Origin of the sequence: Paenibacillus pasadenensis (genome assembly GCF_002864175.1) — a bacterium.
GTDB classification, from domain to species: domain Bacteria; phylum Bacillota; class Bacilli; order Paenibacillales; family Paenibacillaceae; genus Paenibacillus_O; species Paenibacillus_O pasadenensis.
Map to the genome: position 1 here is coordinate 942,766 of NZ_NFEZ01000004.1, position 16,691 is coordinate 959,456.

General features: G+C 64.2%; 14 protein-coding genes and 1 pseudogene. 14 read left to right on the forward strand and 1 reads right to left on the reverse strand.

Going from position 1 to position 16,691, the window contains the following annotated elements; translation table 11 throughout:
* Nucleotides 1–173 precede the first annotated feature (173 nt).
* From B8V81_RS13720 to B8V81_RS13735, 4 genes are all read left to right on the forward strand, one after another.
* Nucleotides 174–1,163, forward strand: a complete 990-nt coding sequence (locus tag B8V81_RS13720; RefSeq protein ID WP_028600258.1) for a sulfonate ABC transporter substrate-binding protein — start codon at nucleotides 174–176, stop codon at nucleotides 1,161–1,163.
* Nucleotides 1,164–1,176: 13 nt separating this feature from the next.
* Nucleotides 1,177–2,322 (forward strand): FMNH2-dependent alkanesulfonate monooxygenase, encoded by a 1,146-nt coding sequence (gene ssuD / locus B8V81_RS13725; protein WP_028600259.1) that lies wholly within the window; start codon nucleotides 1,177–1,179, stop codon nucleotides 2,320–2,322.
* Between the two features lie 91 nt (nucleotides 2,323–2,413).
* Nucleotides 2,414–3,238 carry an ABC transporter permease subunit gene (locus tag B8V81_RS13730; RefSeq protein WP_240479058.1) on the forward strand — a complete coding sequence of 275 codons (825 nt, stop codon included), beginning with the start codon at nucleotides 2,414–2,416 and terminating at the stop codon, nucleotides 3,236–3,238.
* The gene (locus B8V81_RS13735) at nucleotides 3,162–3,941 is read left to right on the forward strand and encodes an ATP-binding cassette domain-containing protein (protein ID WP_240479059.1); all 780 of its coding nucleotides are present in this window, start codon (nucleotides 3,162–3,164) and stop codon (nucleotides 3,939–3,941) included. The genes B8V81_RS13730 and B8V81_RS13735 overlap by 77 nt, the downstream gene beginning before the upstream one ends.
* Nucleotides 3,942–3,978: 37 nt before the next feature.
* Here B8V81_RS13735 and B8V81_RS13740 read toward each other — a convergent pair whose 3' ends face one another.
* On the reverse strand, nucleotides 3,979–4,854 hold the full coding sequence (locus tag B8V81_RS13740; RefSeq protein WP_028600261.1) for a helix-turn-helix transcriptional regulator: 876 nt from the start codon (nucleotides 4,852–4,854) through the stop codon (nucleotides 3,979–3,981).
* A gap of 136 nt (nucleotides 4,855–4,990) precedes the next feature.
* Between B8V81_RS13740 and B8V81_RS13745 the strand changes: the two genes are divergently transcribed.
* The 10 genes and pseudogenes from B8V81_RS13745 to B8V81_RS13785 all read left to right on the forward strand — a co-directional run bounded on the left by B8V81_RS13745 (nucleotide 4,991) and on the right by B8V81_RS13785 (nucleotide 16,635).
* Nucleotides 4,991–6,031: a Gfo/Idh/MocA family protein gene (locus B8V81_RS13745; RefSeq protein WP_028600262.1), complete on the forward strand. Its 1,041-nt coding sequence runs from the start codon at nucleotides 4,991–4,993 to the stop codon at nucleotides 6,029–6,031.
* A gap of 12 nt (nucleotides 6,032–6,043) precedes the next feature.
* On the forward strand, nucleotides 6,044–6,775 hold the full coding sequence (locus B8V81_RS13750) for a ThuA domain-containing protein (RefSeq protein WP_028600263.1): 732 nt from the start codon (nucleotides 6,044–6,046) through the stop codon (nucleotides 6,773–6,775).
* Nucleotides 6,776–6,848: 73 nt separating this feature from the next.
* Nucleotides 6,849–6,983: pseudogene (locus tag B8V81_RS26170) on the forward strand (LacI family DNA-binding transcriptional regulator); the annotation flags it as partial.
* Between the two features lie 57 nt (nucleotides 6,984–7,040).
* A complete protein-coding gene (locus tag B8V81_RS13755; protein WP_307719984.1) occupies nucleotides 7,041–7,856 on the forward strand; it encodes a substrate-binding domain-containing protein in 816 nt (271 codons plus the stop codon).
* Between the two features lie 27 nt (nucleotides 7,857–7,883).
* Nucleotides 7,884–9,554, forward strand: a complete 1,671-nt coding sequence (locus B8V81_RS13760; RefSeq protein WP_028600265.1) for an alpha-glucosidase — start codon at nucleotides 7,884–7,886, stop codon at nucleotides 9,552–9,554.
* An 84-nt stretch (nucleotides 9,555–9,638) separates the two neighbouring features.
* The gene (locus B8V81_RS13765) at nucleotides 9,639–11,447 is read left to right on the forward strand and encodes a cache domain-containing sensor histidine kinase (RefSeq protein WP_052333539.1); all 1,809 of its coding nucleotides are present in this window, start codon (nucleotides 9,639–9,641) and stop codon (nucleotides 11,445–11,447) included.
* Nucleotides 11,425–13,023 (forward strand): response regulator transcription factor, encoded by a 1,599-nt coding sequence (locus B8V81_RS13770; RefSeq protein WP_028600266.1) that lies wholly within the window; start codon nucleotides 11,425–11,427, stop codon nucleotides 13,021–13,023. Before B8V81_RS13765 ends, B8V81_RS13770 begins: the two co-directional genes overlap by 23 nt.
* Before the next feature lie 86 nt (nucleotides 13,024–13,109).
* A complete protein-coding gene (locus B8V81_RS13775; RefSeq protein WP_373864119.1) occupies nucleotides 13,110–14,093 on the forward strand; it encodes an ABC transporter permease in 984 nt (327 codons plus the stop codon).
* 15 nt (nucleotides 14,094–14,108) lie between these two features.
* Nucleotides 14,109–14,987, forward strand: a complete 879-nt coding sequence (locus tag B8V81_RS13780; RefSeq protein ID WP_028600268.1) for a carbohydrate ABC transporter permease — start codon at nucleotides 14,109–14,111, stop codon at nucleotides 14,985–14,987.
* 61 nt (nucleotides 14,988–15,048) lie between these two features.
* Nucleotides 15,049–16,635 carry an ABC transporter substrate-binding protein gene (locus tag B8V81_RS13785; RefSeq protein WP_028600269.1) on the forward strand — a complete coding sequence of 529 codons (1,587 nt, stop codon included), beginning with the start codon at nucleotides 15,049–15,051 and terminating at the stop codon, nucleotides 16,633–16,635.
* Nucleotides 16,636–16,691 lie beyond the last annotated feature (56 nt).

Below are 16,691 nucleotides of genomic sequence, written 5' to 3' on the forward strand. Positions count from 1 at the left end.
GCAAAGATCAATCCCCGCCGTGCCGCGGCATTCTCGTTGTTCCTCGTTTCTCCTCATTCGTCCTCGCAGCTCCTCTATTTCCCTCCTTTTATTGACATCTTCTTATAGCGGTGATAATTTTCGATTATTCAAAGTTGATTAGTTGGAATTGACATCGGATGGAGTGGATGAAGATGAGAGAACGATCATGGCGCCAAGCCGCCGGCCTGCTGCTGAGCGGGGCGCTTCTGCTGGCTGCCGCGGCATGCGGCAGCGCCGATGAGCCGGCGAGCGGTGGAAGCTCCGACCCGACCTCAAAAGGCGGCGTCATCCATATCGGCTACCAGAAGTACGGCAGCGTCAACCTGCTCAAGGGCAAGGGCGGGCTCGACGAGAAGCTGGCGGAGATCGGCTACAAGGCCGAATGGACGCTGTTCCCCGGCGGCCCGCAGCTGCTCGAGGCGATGAACGTCGGCAGCGTGGACATCGGCCACACCGGCGAGGCGCCGCCGATTTTCGCGCAGGCGGCCGGCACGCCGCTCGTCTACCTGGCCCGCTCGCCCGCAAGTCCCAAGGCGGAGGCGATCCTCGTGCCGGAGAACTCCGAGGTCCAGTCCGTCGCCGACCTGAAGGGCAAGAAGGTCGCGCTCAACAAAGGCTCGAACGTGCATTACCTGCTCGTGAAGGCGCTGGAGCAGGCCGGCGTCCCGTACGGCGACATCGAGACGGTGTTCCTGCCGCCGGCAGACGCGAGGGCCGCGTTCGAGAGCGGCAGCGTCGACGCCTGGGTCATCTGGGAGCCGTTCTACTCGGCGGCGCAGCTCGCGACCAAGGCGAGGGTGCTCGCCGACGGGGAGGGCCTCGTCAAGAACTATGAGTTCGTGCTCGCCTCGCGCTCGTTCGCGGATAAGCATGCCGAGGCGGTAGAGGTCGTGCTGGACGCCTTGAAGGAAGCCGACGTGTGGGCGGAGGAGGATCCGAAGCGCGCGGCGGAGCTGCTGTCGCCGGAGCTCGGCATCGACGTGCCGTCCCTGGAGCAGGCGATGGGCCATCGCGCCTTCGGCATCGAGGAGATCGACGACGGGACGCTTGCCGAGCAGCAGCGCATCGCCGACGCGTTCCTGGAGCTGAAGCTCATCCCCGAGAAGCTCGACGTGAAGGAAGCCGCCTGGAAGAAGCCCTGAGGAGGAGAAAACAATGGAATTGTTCTGGTTCATCCCGCTGCATGGAGACGGCCGCTATCTCGGCACGAGCGACGGCGCCCGCGCCGTCGACTACGACTATATGAAGCAGATCGCCGTGGCGGCCGACCGGCTCGGCTACGGCGGCGTGCTGCTGCCGACGGGCCGCTCCTGCGAGGACGCCTGGGTCGCCGCCTCGGCGCTCATCCCGGCGACGCAGCGGCTCAAGTATCTGGTGGCGATCCGCCCCGGCATGATGGCGCCGGCGACGGCGGCGCGCATGGCGTCCACGTTCGACCGGCTGTCCGGCGGGCGGCTGCTCGTGAACATCGTGACGGGCGGCGATCCGGAGGAGCTCGCCGGAGACGGCCTGTTCCTGCCGCATGGCGAGCGCTATGAGCTGACCGATGAGTTCCTGAGCATCTATCGGCAGTTCCTGTCCGGCGAAAAGGTGCATTTCCAAGGCAAGCATCTGCGAAGCGACGGCGGGCAGCTGCTCTATCCGCCGCTGCAGCAGCCGTATCCGCCGCTTTACTTCGGCGGCTCGTCGCCGGCGGGCCAGGAGGTCGCCGCGGGCCATGCCGACGTCTACCTGACCTGGGGCGAGCCTCCGGCCGACGTCGCCGCCAAGCTCGACCAGGCGCGCGGGGCGGCCGCCGCCCGCGGGCGCAAGCTGCGCTTCGGCATCCGGCTGCATGTCATCGTGCGCGAGACGAACGAGCAGGCGTGGCAGGCGGCCGACGAGCTCATCCGCCATGTGGACGACCGCACGATCGCCGAGGCGCAAAAGGTGTTCGCCCGCTACGACTCGGTCGGCCAGCAGCGGATGGCCCGGCTGCACGGCGGCGACCGCTCCAAGCTGGAGATCTCGCCGAACCTGTGGGCCGGCGTCGGCCTCGTGCGCGGCGGAGCCGGCACGGCGCTCGTCGGCGATCCGCAGACGGTCGCCGAGCGCATCCGCGAATACGAGTCGCTCGGCATCGACACGTTCATCCTGTCCGGCTATCCGCATCTGGAGGAAGCCTACCGCACCGCCGAGCTGCTGTTCCCGCTGCTCGACCTGAAGCCGCAGGCCGAGCCGATCCGCACGCGCCTGCGGGCGTCCGGCGAGATCGTCGCTAACGACCTGCTGCCGGACGCGGTCGCCTCCGGCGGACGCTAGGCCCGTCATTCGAGGGCAGAAGGAGGAGGTACCCATCGAAAGGTCCGCATCCAAACGTTCCTGGACGGACAGCCGCCTGACCCCGTTCCTGGTGCCGGCGGCCATCCTGGTCGCCTGGCAGCTGCTCGGGCATTACGGCGCCGTGTCCTCGCGCACGCTTCCTACGCCGCTCAAGGTGGCGGAAGCGGGCATCCAGCTCGCCCGCACCGGCGAGCTGCTGCGCTACATCTGGAGCAGCACCCAGCGGGCGCTGCTCGGCTTCCTCATCGGCGGCGGCATCGGCTTCGCGCTGGGACTGCTGAACGGCCTGTCCCACAGCGCCAACCGGCTGCTCGACAGCACGATCCAGATGGTGCGCAACGTGCCCCATCTGGCGCTGATCCCGCTCGTCATCCTCTGGTTCGGCATCGGCGAGACGGCCAAGGTGTTTCTCGTCGTGCTGGGCGTGTTCTTCCCGATCTACCTCAACACGCTGCACGGCATCCGCTCGATCGATCCCGGCCTGCTGGAGATGGCGCGCGTGTACAAGATCCGCGGCGCGGCGCTGTACCGGCATGTCGTCCTGCCGGGAGCGCTCGCCTCGATCCTCGTCGGCGTGCGCTACGCGCTCGGTCTCATGTGGCTGACGCTGATCGTCTCCGAGACGATCAGCGCCAACAGCGGCATCGGCTACATGGCGATGAACGCCCGCGAGTTCATGCGGCTCGACATCGTCGTGCTGGCGATCCTGCTTTATGCGGCGCTCGGCAAGCTGTCCGACCTCGCGGCCAAGGCGCTGGAGGAGCGGCTGCTGCAATGGAATCCCAACTATGCGGTCGACAGGAAAGGAGGCGGGCGGCGTGGGCGCAGAGCAGAGGCGGGCGGCATCCGGAGCGAGGCTGCAGATCCGGCAGGCGGCAAAGTGGTTCGGGGATAAGCAGGTGCTGCATGAAGTGGAGCTCGACGTGCCGGCGGGCCAGTTCGTCGCCATCGTCGGACGCAGCGGCTGCGGCAAGAGCACGCTGCTGCGGCTGATCGCGGGGCTGGACGCCCCGAGCTCGGGCAGCGTCAGCCTCGACGGCGAGCCGGTAGCGGGCATCGGCGACCGGACGCGGATGCTGTTCCAGGACGCGCGGCTGCTGCCGTGGAAAAGCGCCCTCGACAACGTGCGCGTCGCCAGCGGCGGGACCGACCGCGCCCAGGCGCAACGCGCGCTGGAGCAGGTCGGCCTCGGCGACCGGGCGGACGAGTGGCCGGGCGTGCTGTCCGGCGGACAGCGGCAGCGGGTCGCGCTTGCCCGCGCGCTCGGCGGGCAGCCCGGCCTGCTGCTGCTCGACGAGCCGCTCGGCGCGCTGGACGCGCTGACGCGCATCGAGATGCAGCAGCTGATCGAGCGGCTGTGGCGCGAGCAGGGCTTCACCGCCGTGCTCGTCACGCATGATGTGAGCGAGGCGGTGGCGCTGGCCGACCGGGTCATCCTGATCGAGGAGGGGCGCATCGGGCTCGACCTCGACATCCGGCTCGACCGCCCGCGAGAGCATGACAGCTCGTTCGCGCATTACGAGCGGACGATTCTCGACCGCATCCTCGAACGGGATGCGGAGGCGGATCGGCGGCGAGAGCAGGTGTATACGATTTAACGGCATCGGCTTCCTTCGGAGGCTGCATATATACACGCTAGCCTTCCGTCCCTCCCGCGCCATAGGCGCTGGGAGGGACGCCTTTGCTTTTCTTGAACGCCTTGCTGAAGGAATAGACGTCCTCGAAGCCGACGAGGCGGCCGATCTCGCCGACGCGAAGCGTCGTCGTCCGCAGCAGCTCGCAGGCGCGGTCGATGCGCACCTTGTTGGCGTACTGCGCGATCGGCATGCCGGCGAGCTGGCGGAACGAGCGGTTCAGGGCGTCGAAGCTGCAGCCGAGCTCGCGCTCGATCCGTTCGCCCGTCCATTTGCCGGCATCGTCCTGGTGGATGCGGTCGAGCAGCTCATGCGCGGCCAGGTCGAGTCGGGACGTCCGCTTGCGGCTGCGCTGCAGCTGCGCCAGCATATGCTCGCGCGACAGCCAGACGAACAGCTCCGCCAGCTTCAGCGAGGCTAGGACGCGGTTGTACTGCTTGCGCCGCTGCAGCTGGATGAGCTCGCTCAGGACGCCGGCGGCCGGAGAGCGGGAGAACAGGGCGGGGATGTGGAACTGCTTCGGGAAGCGGCAGCGGCTGTCCGCCTCCTCCTCTTCTTCACGGAAGAAGGAGGAGACGAGCGGCTCCGTCTCGCCGGACGGCAGGCGGATCAGCTCCGGGTGCCTGAAGTGGATGTAGTAATAGTCGCAGGCATGGGCGGCCGTTCCTTCATGCTCCAGTCCGTCCTCGAGCAGGAGGGCGTCGCCGCTGCGCAGGACATGCGGCTGCCCGTCCTCGAGCAGATGCAGCTCGCCGCTTTTGACGAGGTAGAGGATGGGCTCGTCGGAGACGCGCCTGAAATGCATCCAGGGGCTGCCGTAGGAGATGAAGCCGACCAGAGCCACCTGCGGAGCGAATTCCAGATTGATCGAGATCACGAGGAAGCGTGCTCCCCTTTCAGCATAAAAGTCGGAATTGGATAAATGATGCCCGAAACGGCCATGTTCATCCCGTCCATCCTATCCTATGCTGGGAGTGGAGTTCAATCCCAATGGACAACAGAGGTGAGATGAAATGGCGGCCTTGAAAATCGGATTCATTGGAGTCGGAGGAATAGCCTCCTTTTATGCGGACGGACTGAAGAAGATTCCCGATGCGGAAATCTGGTCGATCTGCGACAGCAGCCCGGAGCCGCTCGAGCGGCGCAGGGTCGAGTGGGGGCTGCCGGCAGCGCGCGTGTACGAGGAGCCCGAGGCGATGCTGCGCGATCCCGAGCTGGACGCGGTCATGATCGGCACGCCGAACGAGAGCCACTGCGGGCTGGCCAAGCTGGCGATCGCGAGCGGCAAGGCGTTTGCGCTGGAGAAGCCGGTGGCGATGGACGCGGCGGAAGCGGCGGAGCTGGCGCAGCTTTTGAAAGCGTCTCCCGTTCCGCATCTGATCTGTTTTTCCTACCGCTACAAAAAAGCCGCCCGGTACGCGAGGCAGCTCATCAACGAGGGGCGGCTGGGCAGGATCCTGCATGTCCACAGCCAGTACATGCAGGGCTGGGCGATGGACGAGCGCATTCCGCTCGTCTGGAGGTTCCGCAAGGAGAAGACGGGATCGGGCGCGATCGGCGATCTGGGCAGCCACATTCTGGACCTGACCCGCTTCCTGATCGGCGGCACCGAGCGCGTCGTCGCCGATGCCGGCACGATCGTGCCGCAGCGCGACCTGCTGGACGGCTCCGGGCAAGGCGAGGTCGACGTCGACGACTTTTGCCATGTGCTCTCCCGCCTCGAGGGCGGCATCTCGTCAACGATGGCGATCTCCCGCTTCGCGAGCGGTCGCGGCAATTACCAGCGGATCGAGATTTACGGCACGAAGGGCGCGCTCGTCTACCGGCTGGAGGAGGACGATACGCTCCGCATCCGACTGGACGGCGACGAGGCGTTCCGCTCGGTCGACATCCCGGAGGCGTTCCATGCTGATCAAATGCGATCCTTCATCGAGCTGCTGCAGGGCGGCGGAGACGGGCTCGACGCGACAATCGAGGATGGGCTGGCGAATCAGCGGGCGGTGGACGCCATCGTAGAGTCGTTCGAGCAGCGGCGATGGGTAACGATTGAATAGGAGGAGATCAGCATGGCAGCGATCCGAGTCACCGTATGGAATGAATATCGGCATGAGAAGACCAATCCCCGGGTAGCGGAAATCTACCCGGAAGGCATCCACGGCGCGATCGCCGCCCATCTGCGTAGGGCAGGTTCGTTCGAGGTACGGACCGCGACGCTGGACGAACCGGAGCATGGCTTGACCGAAGAGGTGCTGGAGCAGACCGACGTGCTGCTCTGGTGGGGCCATCTGGCCCATGACGAGGTGAGCGACCAGATCGCGAGCCGCGTGCAGGACCGCGTGCTGCAGGGCATGGGCCTGATCGTGCTCCACTCCGGACATGGCTCCAAAGTGTTCGGTCGCCTGCTCGGAACGCGCACAGGCGCGCTGAAGTGGCGGGATGACGGCGAGCGGGAGCGCCTCTGGGTCATCGAGCACGGCCATCCGATTGCCGACGGGCTTGGAGAATTTATCGAGATTCCCAAGGAGGAGATGTACGGCGAGCGGTTCGAGATTCCGGCGCCGGACGAACTCGTGTTCATCTCCTGGTTCGAGGGCGGCGAGGTGTTCCGCAGCGGCTGCTGCTACCGGCGCGGCAAGGGCAGGCTGTTCTATTTCCGTCCGGGACATGAGACGTTCCCCGTCTACCATCATCCGGACGTGCTGCAGGTCATCGGCAACGCCGTGCGCTGGGCGGCGCCGACTCCGGGAGCTCCGGCCGTCTACGGACGGATGGCGCCGATCGAGCCGATCGGCCGGTGATTGACGGACTGGCGGCCGGCTCCTATACTTGACGTAACCGGTTACGTTACGGGCAACAACCTATAGGAGGCGGCGAATGCTTACGATCCGCGATGTAGCCCGCGAGGCCGGGGTGTCGGTGGCGACGGTGTCCCGCGTGCTGAACGGCCTCGCCGGCTACTCGGACAAGACGAAGCGAAAGGTGCTCCAGACGATTGAAGAGCTGGGCTACCACCCGAACGCGGTCGCCCGCTCGCTGACGAACAAGCGGACGCGGACGATCGGCGTGCTGTTCCCGATGCTCTCCAGCGAGTTCGCCGCAGGCCTGCTGCAGGGCATCGAGAGCTATGCCCATGCGTGCGGCTACAGCGTGCTCGTCTGCAATACGGACGAGGACGGCAAGCGCACGCTCGACTACCTGCAGACGCTGCGCGAGAAGCAGGCCGACGGCATCCTGTTCGTCAGCGAGGCGCTGACGGAGCCGTATCTCGCGGCGCTCCGCCGAATGGACGTGCCTGTCGTGCTCATCAACTCGGAGACGGCCGACCCCCGATTCCCCCATGTCAAGGTGGATGACGCCCAAGCCGCTTACGATGCCGCATCCTACTTGATCGCGCAGGGCCATCGCGACATCGCGATGATCGCCGGCACCGAGAAGGATCCGGTCGCCGGCGCGCCGAGAGTGCAGGGCTGCCGGCAAGCTCTCCTCGATCACGGCCTGCCATGGGTACCGGAGCGGGTCGTCTACGGCGACTTCTTCTATGAGAGCGGCGCCGTCGCCATGCGGCGGCTGCTGGAGAGAGGCCTCCCTTTCACGGCGGTATTCGCCGCCAGCGACGAGATGGCGGCCGGCGCGATGCATCATGCGCTCGCGGCGGGCATCCGGGTGCCGGAGGAGCTGTCGGTCATCGGCTACGACGACATCCGCCTGGCGCGGATGGTGCATCCGCCGCTCACGACCGTGCATCAGCCGCTGGCGGAGCTGGGGCGGACGGCCGTCGAGAAGCTTATCGCCATGGCCGAGACGGGGCAGCCGGGAGAGTCCGTCCGGATCGCCCATCGGATTGTCGAGCGGCAGAGCGTTCGGAGCCTTTCCACATGAGCATGAACGACGAAAGGAAGAGGACAAATGGCAGACAAGTGGTGGAAAGACAGCGTCGTATACCAGATCTACCCGCGCAGCTTCATGGACAGCGACGGAGACGGAATCGGAGACATCCCCGGCATCCTCTCGAAGCTCGACTATCTGAAGCGGCTCGGCGTCGACGTCATCTGGCTCTGTCCGGTCTATGAATCGCCCAACGACGACAACGGCTACGACATCAGCGACTACCGGTCGATCCTGAGCGAGTTCGGCACGATCGCGGACTGGGAGGAGCTGCTGGCCCAGATCCACGCGCGCGGCATGAAGCTCATCATGGACCTGGTCGTCAACCACAGCTCCGACGAGCATGCCTGGTTCGTCGAGTCGCGCAAGTCCAAGGACAATCCGTACCGCGACTACTATATTTGGCGTCCGGGGGCGGACGGCGGCGAGCCGAACGACTGGGGCTCCTTCTTCAGCGGCTCCGCCTGGCAGTACGACGAGCGGACGGAAGAATATTTCCTGCATCTCTTCTCCAAGAAGCAGCCGGACCTCAACTGGGAAAATCCGAAGCTGCGGCAGGACGTGTACGACATGATGGCCTGGTGGCTTGACAAGGGCATCGACGGCTTCCGGATGGACGTCATCAACCTCATCTCCAAGAACCCCGCTCTCCCGCGGGTCGAGCAAGGCGAAGGCTGGCGCTTTGGCGGCGAGCATTTCATGAACGGCCCCCGCGTGCATGAATACCTGCAGGAGATGAACCGAGAGGTGCTGTCCAAGTACGACATCATGACGGTGGGGGAGACGATCGGCGTGACGCCGGAGGATGCCGCGCTGTACGTCGGCGAGGAGCGGAACGAGCTGAACATGGTGTTCCACTTCGAGCTCATGGACGTCGACTCCGGCCCGCACGGCAAATGGGATCTCAAGCCCTGGGACCTGCGCGACATCAAGCGGATCATCGCCAAGTGGCAGACCGGGCTCGAGGGCAAGGGCTGGAACAGCCTCTACCTCAACAACCACGACCAGCCGCGCATGCTGTCGCGCTTCGGCGACGACCGGACTTACCGCAAGGAATCCGGCAAGATGCTGGCGACGCTGCTGCATACGCTGCAGGGCACGCCGTACATCTATCAGGGCGAGGAGCTCGGCATGACGAACGTTAGGTTCGCCTCGATCGAGAGCTACAAGGACATCGAGACGCTCAACATGTTCGCGGAGCAGCTTGCGGCGGGACGCGACGAGGCGGACATCATGAACGCCATCTACGCCAAAGGCCGGGACAACGGGCGGACGCCGATGCAGTGGGACGGATCGGAGCATGCGGGATTCACAACCGGCACGCCTTGGATCGCCGTCAATCCGAACTATCCCGACATCAACGCCGAGCAGGCAGTGAACGACCCGGATTCGATCTTCCACTACTATCGGCAGCTGATCGCGCTTCGCCGCGAGCATGACGTAACCGGTTACTCCGGGTTCCGCCTGATCGGGGAGGAGGATGAGCGCGTCTTCGCCTACGTCCGCTCCCGAGGGGAAGAGTCGCTGCTCGTCGTACTCAATTTCTTCGGAGATCAGGCCGAGTTCCGGCTCCCCGAGGAGATCGGGTTCAGCCGCGCAGAACGGCTGATCGGCAACTATGACCCGCCCGCGAATCTGCGCCGCGCCCTCTTGCGGCCGTACGAAGCTCAAGTCTACCGGCTGTTCGCCTGATCGGCCGAACCGGCGCGGGCCGATCTGCCGCAAGGCAGGTCTGCCCGCGTTTTTTCCCATTTTCTTCCCCGGAGGCGCTTCCTCATGATCCACAAGACCCGGACGAAAAGGCTCGGCACGCGCTTCATCGCGCTGTTTCTCGCCGCTACGCTGCCCTTGCTGCTTTTGCTGCTGGCGGCGGGCCACTACGCACAGTCGGTCGTGCTCGCGCAGGTTGCCAGCTCCTACCGGAATCTGGTCGACTCCAACCTGCAGATGATCGAGAGGAGCCTCGGCGACATTACGACCAACATGGTCTTCATCGCCGAGCATGACGAGAACTTCCGCAAGTTCGGCGCGGCAGGACTGTCGGATTCGGACGCTTTTTTCGCAGAGATGGAGCTGCTCCAGCGGAACACGGCCTATCGCTCCTACTATCATACCGTCGACATGTTCTACATCTACTCCCGAGCCAGCGGCCGGCTCGCCGCGACCAACGTCATTCCCGGCTCCGACCATGACCAGGTGGGAAGCTGGATCACCGGCTCCTTGAACGACCCGGAGAGGAGCAAGGCGCTCCTGTACAAGTGGTCGACGGTGCGTATCGGCAGCCAGTCCTTCCTCCATCGCGCCGTCAGCGACGAGATGGGCGCGGGTACGTTCATCGGCGCTCTGATCAACGTCAATACGCTCCGCATCCCGCTGTCGGGGCTGGACCTGAGCCAGGGCGGCGACCTGCTGCTCGCCTCGCCCGACGGGACCGTCCTGACCGACCGGTCCGCCGAGCTGAGTCCGGCGTTCCGCCTCCCGCCGGAGCGGCTGGCGCAGGACGCTTCCTTTTCCTATGCCGATGGCGGGCGCAAGCTGTTCGTCGTGACGAGCCGCTCGGAGACGGCCGGCCTCAGCATGGCGGTCGTGCTGCCCTCGTCCGAGCTGCTGCGAGGATTAAAGGGATTCCAGACGCTTGTCAGCCTGCTGCCGCTGTTCGTCCTCGTCATCCTGCTCGCCTATCTCGTCATGCTGCGCCGGATCATCTACCGCCCGATCCTGCAGCTGCTCGGCGCGATCCGGCGGACGAAGGACGGGGACATGGAGATGAAGCTGCCGGGCTCGCCGATCGCCGAGTTCGACATCATCTACCGCACCTTCAACGGCATGGTGAAGGAGATCAAGGAGCTCAAGATCGACGTCTACGAGGAGCGGCTCCAGGCGCAGAAGGCGGAGCTCAAGCATCTGCAGCTGCAGATCAATCCCCATTTTTTCCTCAATACGATGAACATCATCTACCAGCTGGCCAACACCGGACGCGACGAGCTCGTCAAGAAGACGGTCCGGCACATGGTCCGGTACTTCCGCTTCATGCTCGGCTCGAGCCGCGAGACGATTCCGATGGCGGAGGAGCTGGAGCATATCCGCAACTACCTGGAGATCCAGAAGCTGCGCTACCAGGAAAGCTTCGCGTTCCGGATCGACATCGATCCGGAGCTGCTGGAGGCGCGCGTGCCGTCGCTGATCGTGCAGCCGTTCGTCGAGAACGCGATGCTGCACGGCATGAGCGTGCGGAAGGGAGAACCGTTCGAGCTGGCAATCTTCGTCTCGAAGGAGGACGGGGGGGAGAGGATGGCGGTCGAAGTGCGGGATAACGGCAAGGGAATGTCCCCGGAGCAGCGGCAGCTCCTCTCCTCGGACGGCCACGGACCGGGGGCGGACGACGCCCATATCGGCATCTGGAACGTCCGCAGGCGGCTGTCGATCCGCTACGGAGAGCGGGCTTCGCTGACTTTCCGGGCAGCGGAGCCGAGAGGACTGCGGGCCTGCCTGGCGCTGCCGCTGGAGACGGAGGCGGCTGACGGGGGAGCGGACATGATTCAAAAAAGGAGCGTGAGGCCTCATGACGGAGCTGCTGATCGTTGATGACGAGCGGTTCGCGGTGGAGGGGATTCTGGCATGCGTCGACTGGCAGGCGCTCGGCATCGAGCGCGTGCACGCGGCCCTGCATGCGGACGAGGCGAAATCGCTGCTGAGCGAGCGCCGCGTCGGCATTCTCATCTGCGATATTGAGATGCCGGACGAGGACGGGCTGTCGCTCGTGCGCTGGACTAAGGAGCATTCCCCGCATACGCAAACGCTGTTCCTGACCTGCCACTCGGAGTTCTCGTTCGCCAAGCAGGCGATGCAGCTGGGCAGCTCCGACTACCTGCTCAAGCCGGTTGACAGCGAGGAGCTCGAGCAGGTCGTAGGCCGGATGCTGGGGACGATCCGGGAACGGGAGGAGGCGCTTCTGCGGGACGAGCAGTACCGGAACGACAGGGAGTGGTGGAGAAAGCAGCGTCCGCTGCTGGCCGAACGCTTCTGGCAGGATCTGCTGTCGCGTCGCATTCTCTCGTTCGGCGATTTTCTGGAGCGCTCGCTGAAGGACGCGCAGCTGGAGCTCGCGCCCTCCTCCCGCGCAATGCCGATTCTCGTCAGCATCGAGGAGTGGCTGAAGCCGCTCGAGGGCCGCGACGAGGACATCATGGAATACGCCGTGCGCAAGGCGGCCGGGGAGATCCTGCTGGACGGGCTGGACGGCCACGTCGCCCAGGATCGCAGCGGCGTGCTGATCGCCATCGCCTGCTCCGGCGAGGAGCTCGCGGCGGAGCGCTGGCGAAACGCGGCGTACAAGCTGATCGCCGTATGCGAAGCTCATTTCTACTGCAGGGCATCCTGCTACATCGGGCGGTTCGTGCCGCTGCCGGAGCTTCCGCGATGCGCCGAGCAGCTGCGCGGACTGGAGCGCACCCGTCTCGGACCGAAAGGATCGGTCGTCGTCTATGAGCCGCAGCCATCCCGCCTTCCGGGCGGGGATCATTCCGACAGCCTCGACGCGCCGCTGCTAGCGTCGCTCTTGCTGGCGGGGGACGGCGCGGGAGCTTCGGAGCTGATCCTGCGAAGCGTCGAGCCGCTAGGGGCGAGTCCCGCGCTCCAGCTGCGGCAGATCGAGCGGTACTGCCAGGACACGCTGCACGCTGTCTACAGCTTCCTGCAGGCCAAGGGCATCCCGGCCGCGGCGGTGCCGCAGTTCTCGCTCTGGGAATCGGCACGGATCCGCAGCCTGACGCAGTACCGGAGCTGGGCGGAAAATATCGTCTTCGCCGTTCTGGAAGCCGCCTTCTCGCCCAAGGAGGAGGACGGAGCCGTGCGCAAGGCGGTCCAGTTCATACACGAGAACGTCGAGGAGGATATTTCACGGGACGACGTAGCGGCGCATGTGCATCTGAACCCGGCTTATCTGTCCCGGCTGTTCAAGAAGCAAACGGGCTCGAGCCTGATCGACTGCCTGATTGCAGCCAAGTTGGACCGGGCCCGGCAGCTGCTCGGCGATCCGTCGATCACGGTAGCGGCCGCCGCCCAGCAGGTCGGATACAGCAACTTTTCCCATTTCACCAAAATGTTCAAGAAGCAGTTCGGCGTCAATCCGCAGGAATACCGGATGTCACGAAACGACTAGGGAGAGGTATCAAAAACGGCGGAGCGCCGTTGTCTGCCTCTCTATACTAAGGTCATGGAAACCAAACCGACAAGAAGGTGGACGAAGTGGCTGCAGTAGATTTCGCGCAACAAACTCAAGAAGAGCTGCCCGAGCCAAGGGCGAAGGCGCGTCCGAGGCGGGGGCTGAAGCAGGCCTGGCAGTACCGGGCGCTCATCGTCCTGGCTCTGCCGGCGATCCTCATGCTCTTCATCAACAACTATTTGCCGATGTTCGGCATTTTCCTCGCCTTCAAGGATCTGAACTATACCGAGGGCATCTGGGGCAGCGCCTGGGTCGGGCTCAAGAACTTCGAGTTCCTGTTCGCCTCCAACGACGTGTGGCGCATCATCAAGCATACGCTGCTGTACAACCTCGCCTTCCTCGTCTTGGGCACCGTTCTGGCCGTGCTGCTGGCGATCGTGCTCAACGAGGTGCGAAGCCGCATCCTGTCCAGGTTTTTCCAGAGCGCGGCAATCCTGCCGAACTTCGTTTCGATGGTCATCGTCGGCTACCTCGTATTCGGCTTCCTCAATCCGGATCTCGGCTTCGTGAACAAGTCGATCCTGGAGCCGATGGGCAAAGATCCGGTCGCCTGGTACGCCTCGCCGGAATACTGGCCTTACATCCTCCTCCTCGTCAATACGTGGAAGACGGTCGGCTACTCGGCCATCGTCTATCTGGCGGCGATCGTCGGACTCGACCAGGAATACTACGAGGCGGCGCGCATCGACGGAGCGAGCCGCTGGCAGCAGATGACCAAGATTACCGTGCCGCTCATCACGCCGGTCATCATCATCCTGACGCTGCTCGCGATCGGACGCATCTTCAATGCCGACTTCGGCCTGTTCTACCAGGCGACGATGGCGTCCTCGATGCTCAAGGAAACGACCGAGGTCATCGATACCTACGTCTACAACGCCCTGCTCGTCACGGGCGATACCGGTCTGGCCTCGTCCGCAGGCCTGATGCAGTCGATCGTCGGCTTCGTGCTCGTCCTCACCGTCAACTACGTCGTGCGCAAAATCAGCAAAGAGAACGCGCTGTTCTAAGGAGGATGCGGCATCTTGGACAATAAACGAACGAATCCCTTCATCATCATCGGGCTGAGCCTGTTCAGCCTCGCCTGCATCCTGCCATTCTGGCTCGTGTTCACGATCTCGATCTCCAATGAAACGGACGTGACGAAGCACGGATACAGCTTCTGGCCGAAGCAGATCGACCTGGTCGCCTACCGCTATCTGCTGCAGGACTCCGCGTCGATCCTGCGGGCGTACGGCGTGACGATCCTCGTCACGATCATCGGCGTCGCGGTCAGCCTGTTCATTACCTCGGCGCTCGCCTACACGCTGTCCCGCAAGGATTTTCCTTACCGGGGCGCGCTCAGTTTCTATGTTTTCTTCACGATGCTGTTCTCGGGCGGCCTGCTTCCCTGGTATCTGGTGTACACCCGCTTCCTCGGCGTCCAGGATACGCTGCTGGCGCTCATTCTGCCCGGCCTGATCGGCGGCTTCAACGTGCTGATCATGCGGACGTTCTTCACGAACAGCATCCCCCCGTCCCTCATCGACTCCGCACAGATCGACGGGGCGAGCGAGTACCGCACCTATTTCAGCATCATCCTGCCGCTGTCGCTGCCGGTCATGGCGACGATCGGGCTGTTCACCATCGTCGCGTACTGGAACGACTGGTTCACCAGCCTTGTGTTCATCAACAACGAGAAGCTGTACTCGCTGCAGTACCTGCTCAACAAGACGCTGATGAACGCGGCGTTCCTGCAGGCGATCGCCGACAAGGCGTACAGCAATACCGCGACCGTCGCGCAGCCGCTGGAATCGATCCGGATGGCAATGGCGATGGTGGCGATCGGGCCGCTCGTGCTCGTGTTCCCCTTCCTGCAGAAATACTTCGTCAAAGGCTTGACGGTAGGGGCAGTCAAAGGCTGATTCCGGCTCCGGCCGGTTGAGCACATAGAAGAAAACAGGCATTCAAGGGGAGGCAATATTCATGAAACGATGGAAGAAACGCTCCACGATGCTGACCGCGCTGCTGCTTACGGCGGCGCTCGGTGCGGCAGGCTGCTCCGGCGGCAACGGCGGCGAAGGCCAGAACGGCGCGGCCGGCATCTCGCCGGCTCCTTCGTCCGACGGAACGAAAGCGCTTGCGCCATACGAGGTCGTCATGGTGTATCCGGACGGACCGCAGAACGATCTCGGCACGGTCCAAAGCGCGATGAACGATTACCTGAAGCAGACCTATCCCGAGATGAACGTGTCGGTCAAGCTGAATCCGATCGACTGGGGCGCCTGGAGCGACAAGACGAACCTGATGATGGCGTCCAGCGAGAAGTTCGACCTGATCTTTACGGCAGACTGGCTTGGCTTCAACCAGCAGGTGACCAAGGGCGGCCTGCTGCCGCTGGACGATCTGCTCGCCAAGTACGGACCGGACATCGAGGCGGTCGAGAAGGACTTCCATGACCCGGCCAAGCGCGGCGGCAAGCTGTACGGCATCCATACGCATCAGGAGCTCGGCGGCACGCAGGGCGTCTATGTCGACAAGGCGCTGGCGGAGAAGCATGGCTTCGATCTCAGCGTGTTCAAGGAAGGCAAAGTCGAAGCGCTGGAGCCGATGCTCGCGGCGATCAAGGACAAGGAGCCGGGCGTCACGCCGCTCGTCGCGCCGAGCTTCCCGCTCGAGGCCTACTACGGCTCGGGCACGACGGATGCGATCGCCAGCGTCGCCGTCCTGAACGTGCTGAATACGGACCCGGACGACTTCACGGTCGTCAATACGTTCACGACGCCGCGCTACATGGAGCTGGCCAAGCTGACCCACAAGTGGTTCAAGGCGGGCTACATCAACAAGGACGCGCTGACGCCGGGACTGGACGTGTGGAAGAAGTTCCAGGCCGGCAAGGCGTTCGCGTTCGTCGGCGACATGGACATCATCGCCGACATGTCGATCGGCTCCGTGGCGACATCGCCGAACGGCACGCTCAAGGCGGGACGGGAAGTGCTGCAGATTCCGCTCAACATCGACCGCCTCCAGACCGGCAAGATGACGGCGACGATGCAGGCGATCTCCAAGACGAGCAAGGACCCGGCCCGCGCCATGATGCTGCTGAACCTGTTCTACAAGGACAAAGAACTGCTCACGCTGTTCAACTTCGGCGTCGAGGGCAAGCACTATGTGCTGCAGGACGGCCAGATCGCGCTGCCGGAAGGCAAGACGAGCAGCGATGTCGGCTACAGCCACGACATCATGTGGCAGATCGGCAACCAGATGCTCAACTACACCCGCGTCGGCGAAGATCCGAACAAATACGAGAACTACAAGAAGTTCAACGAGGCGATCTCGCAAAATCCTTCCCGCATCTTCGGCTTCATCTTTGATCCGGAGCCGGTCAAGAACGAGATGATCGCGATCGACACGGCCATCAAGCCTTATGTCGACGGCATCAAGTCCGGCCAGCTCGATCCGGAGGAGAACGTCCCGAAAATGCTGGACAAGATGAAGGCGGCTGGCTCCGATAAAGTGATCGCCGAAGCGCAGAAGCAGCTGGACGCCTGGAGACAGGCCAACGGCAAGTAGGAAGAGAGACAGCAGGTTTGAGCAAGGGCATGCCGGTTCGCGGGATGCCCTTGCTT

Excerpts from the sequence above, each read along its gene's own strand:
- B8V81_RS13750 (WP_028600263.1), top strand. The coding sequence starts at position 6,044 with ATGGCAGCGATCCGAGTCACCGTATGGAATGAATATCGGCATGAGAAG.
- B8V81_RS13785 (WP_028600269.1), top strand. The coding sequence starts at position 15,049 with ATGAAACGATGGAAGAAACGCTCCACGATGCTGACCGCGCTGCTGCTT.
- B8V81_RS13770 (WP_028600266.1), top strand. The coding sequence starts at position 11,425 with ATGACGGAGCTGCTGATCGTTGATGACGAGCGGTTCGCGGTGGAGGGG.
- ssuD (WP_028600259.1), top strand. The coding sequence starts at position 1,177 with ATGGAATTGTTCTGGTTCATCCCGCTGCATGGAGACGGCCGCTATCTC.
- B8V81_RS13765 (WP_052333539.1), top strand. The coding sequence starts at position 9,639 with ATGATCCACAAGACCCGGACGAAAAGGCTCGGCACGCGCTTCATCGCG.
- B8V81_RS13745 (WP_028600262.1), top strand. The coding sequence starts at position 4,991 with ATGGCGGCCTTGAAAATCGGATTCATTGGAGTCGGAGGAATAGCCTCC.
- B8V81_RS13760 (WP_028600265.1), top strand. The coding sequence starts at position 7,884 with ATGGCAGACAAGTGGTGGAAAGACAGCGTCGTATACCAGATCTACCCG.
- B8V81_RS13720 (WP_028600258.1), top strand. The coding sequence starts at position 174 with ATGAGAGAACGATCATGGCGCCAAGCCGCCGGCCTGCTGCTGAGCGGG.